This window comes from Lactiplantibacillus sp. DA1, from assembly GCF_032681335.1.
In the GTDB taxonomy this organism is placed as follows: Bacteria; Bacillota; Bacilli; order Lactobacillales; family Lactobacillaceae; genus Lactiplantibacillus.
Genome location: NZ_JAWHTQ010000002.1, coordinates 298,754 through 315,875 on the forward strand (window position 1 = coordinate 298,754; position 17,122 = coordinate 315,875).

At 45.1% G+C, this 17,122-nt stretch carries 15 protein-coding genes; all 15 read right to left on the reverse strand.

Annotation, left to right across the window (positions count from 1 at the left end; genetic code table 11):
* Positions 1-17: 17 nt before the first annotated feature.
* The 15 genes from dltB to RXV91_RS04095 all read right to left on the reverse strand — a co-directional run bounded on the left by dltB (position 18) and on the right by RXV91_RS04095 (position 17,118).
* On the reverse strand, positions 18-1,232 hold the full coding sequence (dltB, locus tag RXV91_RS04025; protein ID WP_316438762.1) for a D-alanyl-lipoteichoic acid biosynthesis protein DltB: 1,215 nt from the start codon (positions 1,230-1,232) through the stop codon (positions 18-20).
* Complete coding sequence (gene dltA / locus RXV91_RS04030; RefSeq protein ID WP_316438763.1) at positions 1,229-2,755, reverse strand: D-alanine--poly(phosphoribitol) ligase subunit DltA; 1,527 nt, start codon at positions 2,753-2,755, stop codon at positions 1,229-1,231. The genes dltB and dltA overlap by 4 nt, the downstream gene beginning before the upstream one ends.
* A gap of 41 nt (positions 2,756-2,796) precedes the next feature.
* Entirely contained in the window at positions 2,797-2,946 is a 150-nt protein-coding gene (locus tag RXV91_RS04035; RefSeq protein WP_003640708.1) for a teichoic acid D-Ala incorporation-associated protein DltX, read from the reverse strand.
* Positions 2,947-2,974: 28 nt separating this feature from the next.
* Entirely contained in the window at positions 2,975-4,150 is a 1,176-nt protein-coding gene (locus tag RXV91_RS04040) for a serine hydrolase domain-containing protein (protein ID WP_316438764.1), read from the reverse strand.
* Between the two features lie 437 nt (positions 4,151-4,587).
* Positions 4,588-5,733: a molecular chaperone DnaJ gene (gene dnaJ, locus RXV91_RS04045; RefSeq protein ID WP_316438765.1), complete on the reverse strand. Its 1,146-nt coding sequence runs from the start codon at positions 5,731-5,733 to the stop codon at positions 4,588-4,590.
* A 100-nt stretch (positions 5,734-5,833) separates the two neighbouring features.
* On the reverse strand, positions 5,834-7,702 hold the full coding sequence (gene dnaK / locus RXV91_RS04050) for a molecular chaperone DnaK (RefSeq protein WP_316438766.1): 1,869 nt from the start codon (positions 7,700-7,702) through the stop codon (positions 5,834-5,836).
* Positions 7,703-7,744: 42 nt separating this feature from the next.
* The gene (gene grpE / locus RXV91_RS04055; protein ID WP_316438767.1) at positions 7,745-8,344 is read right to left on the reverse strand and encodes a nucleotide exchange factor GrpE; all 600 of its coding nucleotides are present in this window, start codon (positions 8,342-8,344) and stop codon (positions 7,745-7,747) included.
* A gap of 20 nt (positions 8,345-8,364) precedes the next feature.
* Positions 8,365-9,408 (reverse strand): heat-inducible transcriptional repressor HrcA, encoded by a 1,044-nt coding sequence (hrcA, locus tag RXV91_RS04060; protein ID WP_316438962.1) that lies wholly within the window; start codon positions 9,406-9,408, stop codon positions 8,365-8,367.
* A gap of 432 nt (positions 9,409-9,840) precedes the next feature.
* Complete coding sequence (gene budA, locus RXV91_RS04065) at positions 9,841-10,551, reverse strand: acetolactate decarboxylase (protein WP_275090705.1); 711 nt, start codon at positions 10,549-10,551, stop codon at positions 9,841-9,843.
* Between the two features lie 3 nt (positions 10,552-10,554).
* Positions 10,555-11,553 (reverse strand): riboflavin biosynthesis protein RibF, encoded by a 999-nt coding sequence (gene ribF, locus RXV91_RS04070; RefSeq protein ID WP_316438768.1) that lies wholly within the window; start codon positions 11,551-11,553, stop codon positions 10,555-10,557.
* Between the two features lie 13 nt (positions 11,554-11,566).
* Positions 11,567-12,490 (reverse strand): tRNA pseudouridine(55) synthase TruB, encoded by a 924-nt coding sequence (gene truB, locus RXV91_RS04075; RefSeq protein ID WP_316438769.1) that lies wholly within the window; start codon positions 12,488-12,490, stop codon positions 11,567-11,569.
* 1,164 nt (positions 12,491-13,654) lie between these two features.
* A complete protein-coding gene (locus tag RXV91_RS04080) occupies positions 13,655-14,176 on the reverse strand; it encodes a shikimate kinase (protein WP_316438770.1) in 522 nt (173 codons plus the stop codon).
* A 2-nt stretch (positions 14,177-14,178) separates the two neighbouring features.
* Positions 14,179-15,276: a prephenate dehydrogenase gene (locus tag RXV91_RS04085; protein ID WP_316438771.1), complete on the reverse strand. Its 1,098-nt coding sequence runs from the start codon at positions 15,274-15,276 to the stop codon at positions 14,179-14,181.
* Positions 15,273-16,577 carry a 3-phosphoshikimate 1-carboxyvinyltransferase gene (aroA, locus tag RXV91_RS04090; protein WP_316438772.1) on the reverse strand — a complete coding sequence of 435 codons (1,305 nt, stop codon included), beginning with the start codon at positions 16,575-16,577 and terminating at the stop codon, positions 15,273-15,275. Before aroA ends, RXV91_RS04085 begins: the two co-directional genes overlap by 4 nt.
* Positions 16,578-16,590: 13 nt before the next feature.
* Positions 16,591-17,118, reverse strand: coding sequence for a hypothetical protein (locus RXV91_RS04095; RefSeq protein ID WP_033611123.1), 528 nt, complete (start codon positions 17,116-17,118; stop codon positions 16,591-16,593).
* Positions 17,119-17,122 lie beyond the last annotated feature (4 nt).

The window sequence follows — 17,122 nt, forward strand, 5'->3', positions numbered from 1 at the left end:
CCCTTATTGTAATTATATTATGGCCGGGCCCCAAAGAATAACGTGTTTAAAAATCCTGAGAAAATCAAGAAGCTGAAACAAACCACGTTAAACGTTAGAAAAATCGCAAAGTATTCCGTAAATTTATTCGACGGTATCTGCGCCTGATGCTTCTTCTTGTAACGTAACCAAGCGTCGTTGATGACCATTGCGAAACCATGGAACAACCCATAAACGATGTAATACCATGTTTCCCCGTGCCAGAACCCCATGATTAACATATTAATAACGTAGGCCACATTAGCTGTTGTGATTCGGCTCTTAAAGACTTTGTGTTTCATCATGAAGAAGACTAACCGCATGTAGATGAAGTCACGGAACCAGAAGGACAACGTCATGTGCCAACGATTCCAGAAGTCTTTGATGTTCTTTGACTTAAACGGCTGATTGAAGTTCATCGGGGTTTCAACACCCATCAGGTAACTGATACCAACGGCAAACAAACTGTAACCCGCAAAATCAAAGAATAAATCCATACTATAGACGTACATCACACCGACTAACGCCCATGACATGCCGTGAGCTTGCAAGGCCGCGTGTTCAACGACAGGTAGCATCCGCGTTCCAAAGATATAGGCCAAAATGAACTTATATAAGAATCCCAAGAAAATGTAGCGGACCCCTTTTTCAACTAATCCGAGATACTTTTCACGGGTCGGGACACTATCGTAATCCTTAACGAACCGCCGATACCGGTCAATCGGCCCGGACGAGATCGTTGGGAAGAACAGTAAGAACTGGCCAAACAGTACCGGATGGAATTCTTTAATCACCCCATCACGGGTCTCCATAATCATCTGAACAACTTTAAAGGTCAGATAGGAAATTCCCAAGAAACCAATAATCGAATTAGCACCATGCGACACAGCTGGCGTAATTTTAACGACCGCTAATGGAATAATCGCCAAAATCACACTGACCACGAAAACCCAGCCTTTATTAGGTGAATCTGGTCGTTGCCGATACTTTGAGTACAACCAAACTAGTGTGATCTGATAGACCAAATAGATAATTAACGCGATCCCAGTTCGCCACTTAACACCACCAAAGGTCAGCATTAAGAAGATAAATGATATTACTGATTCATACCAATGGGACCGCCGACCATATAACAAACCAATCATCAACGGTAACAACGCGATAAAGAGCAGCACAAAGTACGTTGGATTACCGTATGGGTCAAAAGACATCATTCTGGGTTAACCTCTTTAATGATCGACTTGACATCAATCTTACCGTTAGGCGTTAATGGCAAGCTCGTTTGATAGACGAACCGTTGTGGAATCATGTATTCCATCATCATTCCTTGCAAGTCCTTTTTAATTGCGGTGGTCAAGGCAAAATCACTTTCAAAGTCATTTGGCTTTGGCACCACGTACGCAATCATTTGAGTTACTTTGTGCTCTTTATCGTATTTGGGAACGGCCACTGCTTGTTTGATATGCCGTTGTTGTGCTAAGAAGTGATCAACTTCTTCTAATTCAATTCGGTAACCATGCATTTTGATTTGGAAATCGACCCGACCGCGATACCGGAATAAACCATCCGCATCCATCGTGCCAATATCACCAGAATGGTAAGCGCGCTGGCCATCTAATTCAAAGAAAGCCTTGGCCGTTTTTTCAGGATTGTTGAGGTACCCCTTCGAAACAGACGGTCCAGCAATAATCAGTTCACCTTCCGTGCCATTTGGAACTGCTTCACCATTTTCATCAACGACTAACATGCGCGTGTCGGCCTTAGCATACCCGATTGGTAACCGGTCATACTTTGCTAAAGCTGCATCCGTGACTTCAATCTGCGTAACCGCCACACAAGTTTCCGTAGGCCCATACGTATTAAAAATCCGGGCATCTGGGAACCGTTGCTTCAATGTTGCTGCTGTCTTATGCGTTAATTCCTCACCACAGAACAAGAAATGCGTTAAACTCGGTAAGTTTTCGGCATTGAATCGTGGTTCTAACAAGCAAATATCCATGAACGATGGCGTCGATACCCAAACATTAATTGGTAGCGTTGGTAACGCCGCAAATAATTGCTTAAAATCATCTGTCACTGCTTTCGGCAATGCGTACAGCGTACCACCTGAGGCTAACGTTGGATAAACATCCATCACGGATAAGTCAAATGAATACGGTGGTTGTGACAACGCATTAGGTTGATCAGGCAACCCAAAGTCATCACCTAACATCCAGTCAACGTAACTAACCAGATTATCATGACTGATCTGCACTCCTTTAGGCATGCCCGTTGTTCCCGATGTAAAGATAATGTAGTAATTATCATCGCCACTAACTACGTGATCAGCTTGATAATCTACTGGTGTTGCAAAAATTGCCGCTAATTGATCCGGTGTGATAACCGGAGTAGTGCCAACACCAGTTGGTAGATCAACCACTGCAATCACAGCAGCCGGTTTAGCAATTTCATTAATCATCGTTAACCGCTCATTTGGTGAATGCGTATCAATCGGAATGTAGGCCCGGCCTGATTTAACAACCCCTAAGAAAGTTGCAATCATTTCAAAAGTTTGTCCGCCAAACACAATGATTGGATCTTTCGCTGGCAAATCCAGCGTATCAAGATGCGCCGCTAACGCATCCGAATAAGCTTTTAATTCCGCATAGGTATGCGTGACCCCTTGCACATCATAAACCACTTTCTTGGGTTGCGTTCGTGCATAATCATCAATCGTTGTAATGATGTTCTCAATCATAATTAAAACTCCCCCCAAACAATAAGTTACTGCGTTCACTTTTAGAATTCGTTGTAAATAAACTTCGCTTGGTTGATCCCACTATAGCCGTATAGATAAACCAAGGCTAGCATGACAGCAAAATAGAATACTGTGAGCGCAATAAATTGAACGACTGGCCGTTGAAACCAGCTTTTCAACTTTGCGAACATGCCATCACCTCCTCTTATTCAATAACAGTTACTTAATATCACCCTTCATTAATTCCGCAAAAATTTTTTGAGCCGCTGCTTGACTACCGGCAGCCTTGCGATAGTAATTACTCAACAATACGACACCAGTCTTGCCATCTGGTGAGAGAAAAACACTGGATTCATATCCGTAACCAAGCCCGTGTGACCGAATACCATTACTCATGTTATAAACACCACCGCCATATTCACCTGTAGCTGTGCGCGTGTGCAAGATTGCGACGTTCTTTTTTGACAATAACTGTCCCTTAAGAATGGCACTTTCAACCGTAAATAAATCTGCAGTACTCATATAAACTTGACCAGTACCTAACTCATTGGCCATCTGTGCTTTGCTTTCTGGCATTGTTTGATCATAATTAGGAATCGTTTGGTCTGCAAGGGCTCGATAGCCAGTCGTCGCATTCTGACCCTGACCATGAATTAAGAAACCAGTTTCCTTCAAATTCAACTTATCAATAAAACGCGTTGTAAAGAAATGTTGATATGATTGACCGGTAACCTTGCGAATAATACCAGCCAGTAACAGAAAGTTAACGGACGAATAATTATTAATCCCATTTTTATCTGGATAGTAGAAAACATTATGGGCCGCAAAGTCAATCACTTGATTTTCAGGTAAAAATTCCTTCGAACCACTCTTCAACCGAAATCCTGTCGTCATATCTAACATCTGACGAACTGTTGTCTGACGGCCATGCTTAAGAGTTGGATAATACTTAGAAATCGGATCAGTTAACTTTACTTTGCCTGCCTGTACAAGCTGCATAATGCCGACCGCCGTCATTGATTTTTGAATCGATAAAATTTGATACTTTGAATTTACTTTATTACGTTGGTCTTTTGCTTTATTTGCGTAACCAAAGGCACGATTATAAATAACATGATCATTTTTAACAACTAATGCTGAACCCACAAAATGGCTTAGATTCAAAACCTTAGTCACTTGTGCATCCGTACTTTTATTATTAGAAAATGTCGTTTGGTTGACTTTACGGCTAAGCTGGCTATTTTGCGATGCCGCTTTTTTCTTTAATGTTTTCTCAGTTTGACGCTTTTTAGCAATCGCTGTTTGCCGCTCTGTATGATAAATATAGTAGCCGCCACCAGCCCCCACAATCAGCAGTCCAAGCAAAACTGTTATTAAAAGTTTGCTTCGCTTCACAATGATTGACCTCCCATTAGCTTATCAATTACGAACTGATTGGTGATATTAGCTACGCCGCTAATAGGACGCTAAGTTCAAGTATTAGTGTAACAACTTACCAGCCAATACTGCCTGTGACACCTCAAAAAGAACAAAAACCTGCATTTGCGCTTGCTGAACCGACATATTTGTAACGGTTTTGTAACATTAACGTTGTTTTTCCCATGAGTCAACGACGTATTACTTCACCTCCTTGACTAATTCTAGCACTCACTAATCGCCCGGTGACAGGATAACGAAACAGTTTGCATAAAAATCAAACTACTGAAAGGTCACCTAATAAACAGGCCCGTTTTACTTTACAAGTCAACTCAAAAAAAGCTGGATAATATCCATCACAGATTGTGATGAGTATTATCCAGCTAATTGGACATTTCAAAAACTAATTCATTTAGTTAAACACCCCGGAGTTTATCAAATAGTGAACTCTTACCGTTGCCGGCCACCGTCTTACCACTAGCTTTAGCAAAGGTCTTCAAGGCTTCTTTTTGGCCTTTGTTCAAGTGTGTTGGTGTTTCAATGGCAACCGTGACCCGTTCATCACCATTACCATTACCACGCAATCGGGGAGCACCCTTACCACGTAACCGGAAAGTTGTCCCGGTTTGGGTACCAGCTGGGATCTTTAACTTAACGTCACCGTGAACCGTCTTAACCTGAACCTCATCACCAAGTGCTGCTTGAACAAAGTCAATCGGCAACTTGAAGTAAATCGTCGCCCCATCGCGTTCAAAGTCTTTGCTTGGCTCAACTCTAAAGATAATAAAGAGATCCCCATAAGGACCACCATTAGTACCGGCCTCCCCTTGGTTTTGAAGCCGCATTTGCTGACCTTCTTCAACCCCAGCAGGAACCGTCACTTTGATAGAATGGCTCTGTTCTGTATGTCCAGAACCACCACAAGTTGCACACTTATCTTTAATTTCTTTACCAGTCCCATGACAAACGTCACACACCTGTTGACTCATCATTCGACCGAGTGGGGTGTTAGTCTGAACTTGAATATAACCAACACCATGACATTTTGAACAGGTCACTGGTGAGGTCCCAGGCTTAGCACCGGAACCGCCACAAGTTTCACATTGTTCTTCACGATTATAAGTAATGGTCGTCTTCTTACCAAAGATGGCATCTTCAAATTTCAATGTCATTTCATACTGTAAATCGCGCCCTTGTTGTGGAGCCGTTGGGTTAGGTCGCCGTGCCCCACCAGCGCCACCACCAAAGAAGGAACTAAAAATATCTTCAAAACCACCGCCGCCTCCGAAGCCGCCAAAGTCTTGACCACTAAAGCCACCGGCACCGCCGCCAAAGCCTTGTTGACCGCCAGTTGATCCAAATTGGTCATACTGAGACCGCTTTTGGGGATCGCCTAACGTTTCGTACGCTTCATTGACAGCTTTAAACTTTTCTTCCGCACCAGGTTCATGATTCAAATCAGGATGGTACTTCTTTGAAAGCTTCCGATATGCCTTCTTAATTTCGTCCTGACTGGCATCCTTTTCAACACCCAGAACCTTATATAAGTCTTGCTCTGCCATTGTAACCTCCTAATGAACCTTAATTAAGTCTCATTAATACTAGCATATTTAAACCAAAAAGGCCAAAGCCACGTGGCCTTGGCCTTTTGTTCTGACAGTTTTACTTCTTATCCTTGTCTTTATCCAAGTCTTCAAAGTCACCGTCAACCGTGTTGTCATCACCGCTCTTGGCCGAATCAGCGTTACCGGCAGCATTACTGTCGGCACCAGCTTGGGCACCCTGAGCTTCTTGGGCTTGTTGATACAACTTGACTGATAAGTCTTGAACGATTTTATTCAAATCATCCTTCTTGGCTTTCATCTCATCAATATTGTTATCATCTTGAGCCTTCTTCAAAGCATCACGAGCATCTTGAGCCTTCTTAACTTCATCTTCGGAAACCTTACCTTCAAGGTCCTTCAAGGTCTTGTCGGTCGTAAAGATCAATTGGTCAACTTCGTTCTTCAAGTCAACTTCTTCTTTACGTTGCTTATCGGCTTCTTCATTTTCTTTGGCTTCCTTGACCATTTGATCAATTTCGTCGTCTGAAAGACCCGATGAACTCTTAATGGTAATCTTTTGTTCTTTATTAGTTCCCATATCCTTAGCAGAAACGTTAACGATCCCGTTCTTATCGATATCGAATTTAACTTCGATTTGAGGAACGCCACGAGGTGCTGCTGGAATGTCGGTTAATTGGAAACGACCTAACGTCTTGTTGTCCGCAGCCATTGGCCGTTCACCTTGCAAGACATGAATGTCAACAGCTGGTTGATTATCAGCAGCCGTACTGAAGACTTGTGACTTGCTAGTTGGAATGGTGGTATTACGGTCAATCAATTTCGTGAAGACCCCACCCATAGTTTCAATTCCAAGTGAAAGTGGCGTAACATCAAGCAACACAACGTCCTTAACATCACCAGTAATCACACCACCTTGAACAGCCGCCCCTAAGGCAACCGCTTCATCAGGGTTGATTGAATGGTTAGATTCTTTGCCAGTCCACTTTTCAACGGCTTCTTGAACAGCTGGAATCCGGGTAGACCCACCGTTTAAGATAACAACGTCTAAGTCGCTAGCAGAAAGGTTGGCATCTTTCAAAGCATTTTCAACTGGGATCCGGGTCTTTTCAACCAAGTCCGCCGTCAATTCATTGAACTTAGCCCGCGTTAACGTGGTTTCCAAATGCAAAGGACCACTAGCACCAGCAGAAATAAACGGTAAACTGATTTGCGCTTCAGAAACCCCAGAGAGATCCTTCTTCGCTTTTTCAGCAGCATCCTTTAACCGTTGTAAGGCCATCTTGTCTTGTGATAAGTCAACGCCATTGTCAGCCTTGAAACTAGCCACTAACCAGTCGATGATCTTTTGGTCAAAGTCGTCACCACCAAGGTGAGTATCACCGTTTGTTGATAACACTTCGAAGACGCCATCGCCTAATTCCAAGATGGAGACATCAAACGTCCCACCACCAAGGTCATAAACTAAGATTTTTTCGTCTTTGTCGGTCTTATCCAAACCATAGGCTAAAGCTGCCGCCGTTGGTTCGTTAATAATCCGTTCGATGTTTAAACCGGCAATCTTACCAGCATCCTTAGTTGCTTGCCGTTGGGCATCATTAAAGTAAGCAGGAACAGTTACAACGGCCTTTTCAACCTTGTCACCAAGATAGTCTTCAGCAAATCCTTTGATGTATTGTAAAATCATTGCTGAAATTTGTTGTGGCGTGTAGTCTTTGCCTTCAATGTTAACCTTGTAACCCGCTTCACCCATGTGGCGCTTAATTGAAGCAACGGTATTAGGGTTAGTGATTGCTTGCCGCTTGGCAACTTCACCAACTTGAGTTTCGCCATCTTTGAATGCCACAACTGAAGGAACCGTCCGGCCACCTTCAGGAGTGGTGATAATCTTAGGTTCATTACCTTCAAGAACCGCTACCGCAGAGTTAGTAGTTCCGAGGTCAATCCCGATAATTTTATTACTTGCCATAAATTAACAAACCTCTTTTTAATTAGTATTTTTATTGATTAATTACTGTGCCACAACGACCATGGCTGGACGGAGTGTCCGGTCTTTCAATAGGTAACCCCGTTGTAAGACTTGCACCACCGTATCGGCCGGATGATCATCATCAACTGGCACGGTCTGAACAGCTTGGTGAATATTTGGATCAAACTTTTCACCCGCAGCGGCGACTTCAGTGACCCCATGCTTCTTCAAAGCGTCTTGCAAATGGCCATAGACCATTTCAACACCCTTCTTCAATTGCTGAGCCGCTTCATCATCCGCTTGCGTTGCTAAGGCCCGTTCTAAGTTATCTAATACGGGTAAAACATCCTTAGCCAACGCTTGACCATCATATTTCAGCAACGCCGCTTGCGCTTTCTTATTGCGGTTTTGCATATTGACGATCTCGGCTTGTGCTCGCAACAGCTGATCGTCCTTTTCATCTAACTGCGTCTTAAGGTCAGCAATTTGTTGCGCTTGTGGATCCACCTGCGTTGTTTCTTCGGGTTGGCCCGCTGCGCTGGTTGCCGCCTGAGTTGCTTCACTGGCAGTTGAAGTTGCCTTTGAATCAGCTGTCGACGCCTGTGAATTAGTCGGCGCCGTATGCGTTGATTTTTTTGCCAATGTTTTCATCTCCCTGTCCGTCACTCGTCAAAGTACCGGTAATAATCTAGTAATTTACGGGCGAGTTCACGTTGGAACGCACCCATCAGCCCAATCATCCGTGAATACGGCATGGCGGTCGGTCCAAGTAGGGCAATCACACCCTGCCCGTGTTGATCGACATCGTAAGTAGCGGTAATCAAACTGTAGTTCTTCAACAAATCGTTGGTAATCTCATTACCGATACGAACCTGAATCTGTTGACCAGGTGGACCAATCACATTAGCTAATCGATCGGTTTGATCAAGTAACGAGTACAATGACTGTAATTCTTTCGGGCTCTGTTGTTCAGTATAGTTAAACAAATTTAACTTACCACCAACATAGAAACGCTCAGAAGCTGCCTTGGACAACACACTGCCAAAAATATCCAAGAAGCCGTCTGGATCTTGCAAATACTGTGCAAGTTTTAACGGAATCTCATGCGTTAATTGACGGAGGACGTCTTGTAACGGCAGGCCAACCAATTGATCGTCAATGAAACGAACGACTGGCTCCAGCTCATCACCGGTAATGTCACTAGGAATGGTGAACGTTTGATTTTCAACGTCACCATTATTTGTAACCAGAATCGCCATAACTTGATGATTGCCCAACGGTACGAGCCGAAAGCCACTGAGACGACTGTCTTTGAGTTCTGGACGCAACGTGAAGGTCGTATAGCTTGTCAATTGGGACAAAATATCAGCCGACTGGGCAACAATTTCGTCAATCTTATGGAACTCGCCACCTAACGAATGTTGAATTACTTTTAAGTCTTTGCCGTCAACCTTTTCGGGCTTCAGAATATGATCGACATAGTACCGGTACCCTTTAATTGATGGAATTCGACCTGATGACAAATGCGTTTTGACGATCAATCCCAAATCCTCTAGCCGGGCCATTTCATTACGAATGGTCGCCGAACTGACCTTGATTGGCAGCTCTTGAACTAGCGATTTGGACCCAACTGGGTTACCGCCCTCGGTATAGTCACGGACAATGGCCTTTAAAATTAGGCTTTGTCGTTCAGTTAACGTGATCATCACCTCTTTTTAGCACTTAACTTAATGGAGTGCTAACACAATTACTAATATAACAACCACCCCGATGAAAGTCAAGGAAAGACAAAGTATTTCTGGAAAAGAATGCTTGAATTATCAGTATGGTAAGCACCACCATGACGGGTCTTTAACGACCCCAATCAACAATTAGCACTCCTTACTTACGAGTGCTAATATACACCCACATCAATGACATTGCAAGCACGATGCCTAGCAATAACACCTCGCCATCAGCGGCAATCCATATCGTAATCGCCAACATGGATTTAATACCCAGGATGTAATTGATTACCCACCAAAAAGTCCGAGACAAAACTAATTATGCCCAGTTTCTTTTTCCAGAAACTGAGCATAATTTTTCTATCAATATTGTCGAGATGGGGGCCATTAACAACCGCATACACCTCTTACTACTTATCGTTCCGCTTTATTAATAGCATGATCGATAACTTCATTATCAAACTGTTCCTGAAGATAAGCCTCATTGTCGATCGGTAAGTGCACGTGAAAATCAGCAAAATGTTGAACCTTCAACGTAGCTTGTTCCACTTCGAATCCAAGCAAATGACCACCCAACTGATGATCCTTGCTTAGAAAATGTAAGTGAAAGCCACCGACCGTAGCCCCTTGGAACAAGTGTGGCGCATAGTAGCCAATAATCGTTCCAGCGACATCTTCCCCAGTAAACTCGGGTTGCGTCGCTGTTGCTGCAACCAACGTCTTATAAGGCGGTTCTTGCCGTGGGGCGACTCGCGTCTTAATATGTGCAAAAGTGCCATCGACCCGAATGGCCGCAAACACATTCGTTAAGCGATAATCTTGAACAACCTGCTGTTCAAAATCAGCCTGCTTGATTGTTGCCAAGTTAGCGCTGATGTCAGGTTTTTCAAAGTGTACCGATGCAAACGGTAACGTTTCATCAGGCTTGATTTCACGAATCTGGCCGTCTTCACGTGCCTGATAAGCGTGACCATCAACAATGATCACTTCACCGTTAAGACCATCTAGCGTCCCAATTCCAGTATCACCATGTGTTAAAAGTTCCCGGGCCGTGATGGTTCCATCAAATAGACCGGGCACGAGTAATCCTAACGTGCCGTGTTGAAAAATTGTTGTTGTATCCATTCGTTATGCCTCCAAACTATCTGATTGTTTAGCAACTTGTATCCGGGGTACCACCTGAAATGGGTGCATGGCATAGTAATCTCGGGTAGCCTGTTCATCACGTTTTAATTGGGCGACCAACTCATCGGCACCCGCAAATTTAATTTCACCGCGCATTCGATGACTCCAACGAACCGTTAACTGTTGGCCGTAAAGATCACCGTGGGAATCTAATAAATAAATTTCAACCGTAATTGGACGATGATCGCCGAACGTGACGTTGCGCCCCACTGATGCCATCCCCATGACCCATTGTGAGCCAATCTGCACCATTGTGGCATAAATACCAATTCCGGGCACCCGCGTATTGGATCCGTGGGCAACGTTGGCGGTCGGGAAGCCCAGCGTACGGCCCCGTGCTTCACCATGGACCACTTCACCGCTAGTTTCATATTGATAACCAAGTAACCGGTTGGCCGTATCAATTTCCCCAGCGTCCAACGCATGGCGAATGCGCGTCGAACTGATCTTTTCAGCATCCAATTCGGCCTTGGGAACTTCAATAATTTCAAATCGATTGCGACCATATTCGTTCAACCGTTGCATGTTGGCAATTTCGGCCGGTCCGTAAGTGTAATCAAACCCGGCCACTACTGTTTGCGCGTGCAAACCAACGATCAACTGGTCAACAAAGGTTTGCGGTGGCATGGCACCCACCGCCGCATCAAAATGGAGGACGTACAAGATTTCAACACCAAGTTCCGCCATCAATGCTGTTTTTTGAGCAATCGTCGTTAAATAGCGCACCTGCTGGGGATCCGTATGTTTGAAGACAACTGACGGGTGCTGATCAAACGTCATCACTGCCAGTTTTGCGTGTTGTGCTTGGGCCGCCTGACGTGCCGTTGCAACAACTTGTTGATGCCCACGGTGAACGCCGTCAAAAAAGCCTAAGGCCAATACGATCGGTCCTTCTGGAATTTGGCCCGTCGCCACGGGATACTTTAAATTAATCACCTGCATGACAAAAAACTCCTTAATTGACCGCAAACATTTTAAACGGTTTGTACCGTTGTTCATCCGGTCGGTAACTATATAGACATTTTAGGCTGTTTTGGTAAACTAACGCAACCATCGTGTTCGCATCTGGATCAGTTTGTTGGCCTTCCGCAGCCGTAATGAAGGCTCCGTTTTTAACTCGTTGCCACTGTTCATCAGTCAACGTGACCCGCGGGTATTGCCCCAATGCTTTATCGATTGGCGCTAGTAACTCACCGGCCGTGCCAGCCTCCACGTGTGCTGCAATTTCTTCAAAAGTCACCGTTTCGGCCAGCGTAAAACCACCGCTCTTTAGCCGAGTTAGGTCGCTCATGACAGCGGGTACTCCGAGAGCCTTACCAACATCCACCGCCAGCGTTCGCACATAGGTTCCTTTGCTACAAGCAACGGTAAAGTAAAGCGTTTGCGTCTTAGTTTCTGGATCATAATCGGCAGCCTGCCGTTGCTTAAAGCTGGTAATCGTCACGTGACGTTCAGGTCGTTCGACCGTTTCACCGTTTCTGGCGTAGTCGTACAACCGCCGCCCGTTCACTTTCACTGCTGAAAACATCGGTGGAATTTGCGTAATTGCACCGGTCATCTGTTCTAGTGCTTCATCGATTGCTTCACTAGTAAACGGTTCACTAATCGCTTGCCGCGCAATCTCCTCACCATCTAAGTCTTCAGTGGTCGTTGCAAATCCTAGTGTGATGCTGCCTTGGTATTCCTTGCCCGAAGCCACTAAAAATTGAACAACCTTAGTGGCGTTACCGATACAGATTGGTAAAACACCATCGACGTTCGGATCCAAAGTCCCGGAATGCCCAACTTTTCTAGTCTGGTAAAGCCGGCGAATTTTAGCAACACAATCAAAACTCGTCATTCCCCGGGGTTTATATAATGGTAGAATTCCGTTTAACATAAAAAACTCCTTCAATATTTAAATTCAGTTTTAAGTGACGCCTAACAGGGCCGTCACGGATTTAATCGTCCTTAATCGACGGTTTTCAGTATACCACACCTCACCCATATGTAAGCGGATTATCAAAGAATTCAGAGTGCTTGATGCCATAGCTAAGCCGTTTAGCACCAATTATCCTGGCTAAGTGATGAATATACCACGCGCTTTAAATATATAATGATGCATTGTGCTAGTTAATTTGTCATGAAACATGATTAAAAATGGCTATTTCTAAGTTTAAAAGCTGCCAGCTGAGTCCCGCTGAAAAGCGTGTAATTTGGCGGAAAATTCTTTAATTAGCGCGTTCTATGCCGGCTTCCAGGCATTCCTGCCAATTGCTGGAACGTGGTGGACACAGATTTGAGCCGAAGTCCACGTCTCAAATACTGGTCTTCCACTAACCAAGCAAAGGACGCTTGCTAAGTGGAATTTCACCACTGAGCATTGTCAGAAATACCTTCCAGACGGGATCGTGTTTGAATGCAGTTATTGATGGGCTCAACTTTAATTAAACTAGTCGTTGTTTCATATACAGCAATAGCTTAAGATGCAATTGTTGAGAGTAGAAGTAGCCGCAATCAGCCATTCGAGCAGCCCGCCAAAACGTGCTCGGCTTCACCCCGTGCCCCCTCACAGACTTTTAGGCCGGAGGGGCTGGGTGACAATGCTCAGTAGCCAAATTATTCTTAGCTGGAAGTGAACTTCTTCCGGCTTAGAATAAGACTCGTATTTGAGATGACGCGGGTTGGGCGTTAGCTCAAATCGACGTCGGCTACGTTCCAGCAATTGGCACCCAGCCCCGGAGGTCGGCATCGGACGGGCATATACTGACTAATAGTAATCCAACTAACTGGCATGTTTTAATCATGATTCATACTAAATAATTAATTAGCACAATGCATGTATAATGATTAATCCGATAACAGCCAACACAACATCGCGTGAGTAATGATTAAAAGCAGGCATAGCTAGCATCACAGTAGATTTAACCAATAAATCATATTTTTATTAATAAGACGTAGAAAAACCGTGCCGCCCTGAATTCAGGCACTGCACGGTCATTATCAATGATTCATCAATCTAATCTTGTGTCAGACTGGCAATAGTTGTTGATTACTTTATCGATCAAGCTTGAAGTGCCGTTTGCTGGCGACCTAACCAATTTTGTATTTTCTGAGCAATTTGTTGGGGTGTCAATCGATCAGTCGCAATTGTCAAATCAGCCGCAGCCGCATATAAACTTTGACGACGCTTTTTCAATGCTAAGAGCGCACTATGATCCAATTCATTGACCAATGGCCGGCCAGCGTCATTTTGAACCCGGTCAATAATTGTTTGGTCACTGGCCGTTAACCATATAACCGGAACTGCACTTTGCTTTAAACTTACGGCATTCATAGTAATCGTTGGTGTCCCACCACCAGTTGATAAAATCCCCGGCGTTCCAAGCGCTTGGAGCAAGGTTTGATGTTCCAACTGGCGAAAATACCCCTCCCCGTGCTCCGCAAAAATCGCCGTAATTGGTTTTCCGGCCCGTTGAACGATCAAATCATCCAAATCAGCATGTTCAGTCGCCAACGTCCGCGCCAAAATCCGACCGACCGTTGTTTTACCGCTACCCATAAATCCAATTAAAATTGCTTGCATGTTTAATTCCTCCTCACAATCTGATAGCCCGCTGCCGCAAGTAACGTCGCAGCCTGGCTTTGAGTGTTGGCATCACTAAATGTCAATTGCAACACCCCATCAATATCTTCACGAATTTCTAAAATATGAATGTTGATCAAACTAAGCTGAGCTCGGGCCAACCGTTGCGTCACATCTGCAATTGCCCCGACCTGATCTGGAACGTTTAAAAACAAGTCGAAGAAGTTAGGCAACCCGCCAAGCTGCTCGGGCCCTAAGTGGTCACGAGTCACTTTAGCAGCCGCAAAAAATTCATGTAATGTTTGTTGGTCACGCGCCGTAATTGCCATTTTTATATGTGTTAACTGGTTAATATAATCCTGCAATTGATTGGTTATTAATTCAGGATTAGTCATCAAAATCGCCGCCCACATCGTCGGGTCAGAGCTGGCAATCCGGGTAATACTTTTAAAACCCCCAGCCGCTAGCCGTAGTCCGAGTGGCGAATCCGCTAAGGCCTGTTGCGTTTGATTAACTAAGGCAGCAGCAATCACATGCGGCAAATGACTTAACTGACCCACAATGCGATCGTGTTGCACCGCTGTAACCGTTAACCATTTTACGCGAGCTGCACGCAATAGTTGTTGTAATTGTTCAACAGCCGACTCGGCAGCAAATCCTGGCACCAAAAAGTAAAAGGCATTTTCAAGGAGATTGGCACGCCCGGCTGTTACACCTGACTTATGTGAACCGGCCATGGGATGACCACCAATAAAAGTGACGCCCCGTTCTTGTAGTGCCCGTGCAGCTCGCATGACCTCTTGCTTCGTACTGCCAACATCCGTCACGAGCACACCTGGCTTTAACACCACGGTTGCCAATTGTTGCAAGTCAGCCACAATTACATTGACGGGACCGGCTAAGATAATGATGTCGGCCTGGCTCGCTGTCGCTGCTAAGTCGATTTCACTGTCATCGATCATACCTTGTTGGCACGCGTAACTCAGGCTGGCAGCGTCGCGATCCATTCCAATGATGCGAACTGTTGGGTGTGCTTGCTTAATGGCCAGCGCCAATGAACTGCCAATCAATCCCAATCCTTTGATCAATACGGTCGTCATGCTGGTACCTCCTGACTTAGGCGGGCTAAATCTTCAAAAAAAGTTGGGTATGAAATATTCACCGCTTCGGCGGTCTGTAATTCGCTCGGAGCTGCCAACCGTAACGCCGCAATTGCCATCATCATGCCAATCCGGTGATCCCCATGACTTGCTAACGGCATCGTTGGTTGATGCCAAGATTTACGACCATCAATGGTAAAACCATCCGGTTGGGCCGTGATCTGCACCCCGAGTTTTTGTAACTCGGTCACAATCGTTGCAATCCGATCCGTTTCTTTGACCCGCAATTCAGCCGCCCCACTGATTGTCGTGATTCCGTCAGCGGTTGCCGCTAACAGGGCTACCAGAGGCAACTCATCAATTACGGCAGGAATCTCAGCCGCGGTTAATCGTACTGGCTGTAGTTGCGCATACGCGACATCAATCGTGCCAACTGGCTCACCTGCCTGTTGCTGTTGATCAACCGTTACTTGGCCGCCCATTCGTTGTAAGATCGTTAACAGCCCAGTCCGCGTTGGATTCAATCCTACGTTCACTAGCCGGATATGAGAATTCGGGATGATTGTTGCCGCTGTGATGAAAAATGCGGCGGAGGAAAAATCCCCAGGAATCGTTAATGACTGCCCATGCAAGACTGGCTTAGGGTGCACTGTAATCGTCCGTTGATCAGCCGCGGTTTCGATTTGACCCCCAAATTGTTTTAATAGTCGTTCAGTATGATCACGAGTAGGTAGTTTTTCAATAATCGTGCTCGGTTGATCAGCTTGAAGGGCCGCTAAAATTAACGCACTCTTGACTTGGGCGCTGGCAATTTGCATCTCTGTACGACCTCCATGTAATACTTGTCCAATGATTGTCATTGGTAAATGGCCGGCCGTTAATTGTAACTTAGCACCCATCGCTTGCAAGGGCTGACGTACCCGTTCCATTGGCCGCTGACTAAGTGACGCATCCCCAACCAAGGTAGTCGTAAATGGTTGACCAGCTAGCAAACCGGCAAGTAACCGTGTCGCCGTACCCGCGTTGCCCATATTTAATTCTTGCTTTGGCTGCGTCAGCCCACGTAATCCCTGGCCAATGATCGTCACCGTTGTACCATCCCGCATAATAGGAACCCCTAATTGTTGCAGCGCCGTTAACGTCGATAAACAATCAGCCGCCGGTAAAAAGTGGTGCAGCGTCGTAGTTCCTTGACTAATGGCCCCCAAAATCAAGCCCCGATGCGATAAACTCTTATCGCCTGGTACCGTTAACGTTCCCTGTAAGCCACTGATGGGCCGCGTCATTAATTTTTTTATCATCAATTATCATCACCTAATTTATTTGGTAGACACACCACACCATCGAAGGTGTCAAACGCGTCAGTTGTCGTTCATGCGTTGTTAAAGTTACGTTTTTCTCATTGGTTAACACGTAGGCCGCCTGATTTTGCTGATAGGCTTGATAAGCCAAATACTTGCTAGCGACCGCTTGGACCGTAACGTTATGCACTAATCTTGTCAGTAATTGCGCAGTCGCCGCATGGGTATACCCAATCTGATTGTCAGCATCCAATCGCTGGATCACGACTAACGGGTCTAACTTAGTCATAAAACAAGTCAGTAGTGTTAATTGGGACAATAACGCATAATGGACATCACCCCAACTTGCGTGTAACGTTGTCGATTTAAAAGCGGCTGGAATAATTAAGCGGTCGCCCGAGTAAACAGCTAAATTAGCTAAAATCATCTCAAAACTAGGGTGCCCCACAATCGTTGCCTGATCCTGAAGATCCCGATGATTATACGCTTGCGCTGCCGCATAACTATCCGTAACCTTAGGACCCAAAGTATGAATTTGCATGCGT

Excerpts from the sequence above, each read along its gene's own strand:
- dltB (WP_316438762.1), bottom strand. The coding sequence starts at position 1,232 with ATGATGTCTTTTGACCCATACGGTAATCCAACGTACTTTGTGCTGCTC.
- dnaK (WP_316438766.1), bottom strand. The coding sequence starts at position 7,702 with ATGGCAAGTAATAAAATTATCGGGATTGACCTCGGAACTACTAACTCT.
- aroA (WP_316438772.1), bottom strand. The coding sequence starts at position 16,577 with ATGATAAAAAAATTAATGACGCGGCCCATCAGTGGCTTACAGGGAACG.
- RXV91_RS04080 (WP_316438770.1), bottom strand. The coding sequence starts at position 14,176 with ATGCAAGCAATTTTAATTGGATTTATGGGTAGCGGTAAAACAACGGTC.
- dnaJ (WP_316438765.1), bottom strand. The coding sequence starts at position 5,733 with ATGGCAGAGCAAGACTTATATAAGGTTCTGGGTGTTGAAAAGGATGCC.
- budA (WP_275090705.1), bottom strand. The coding sequence starts at position 10,551 with ATGGATACAACAACAATTTTTCAACACGGCACGTTAGGATTACTCGTG.
- ribF (WP_316438768.1), bottom strand. The coding sequence starts at position 11,553 with ATGCAGGTGATTAATTTAAAGTATCCCGTGGCGACGGGCCAAATTCCA.
- dltA (WP_316438763.1), bottom strand. The coding sequence starts at position 2,755 with ATGATTGAGAACATCATTACAACGATTGATGATTATGCACGAACGCAA.
- RXV91_RS04035 (WP_003640708.1), bottom strand. The coding sequence starts at position 2,946 with ATGTTCGCAAAGTTGAAAAGCTGGTTTCAACGGCCAGTCGTTCAATTT.
- RXV91_RS04095 (WP_033611123.1), bottom strand. The coding sequence starts at position 17,118 with ATGCAAATTCATACTTTGGGTCCTAAGGTTACGGATAGTTATGCGGCA.
- RXV91_RS04085 (WP_316438771.1), bottom strand. The coding sequence starts at position 15,276 with ATGACGACCGTATTGATCAAAGGATTGGGATTGATTGGCAGTTCATTG.
- truB (WP_316438769.1), bottom strand. The coding sequence starts at position 12,490 with ATGTTAAACGGAATTCTACCATTATATAAACCCCGGGGAATGACGAGT.
- hrcA (WP_316438962.1), bottom strand. The coding sequence starts at position 9,408 with ATGATCACGTTAACTGAACGACAAAGCCTAATTTTAAAGGCCATTGTC.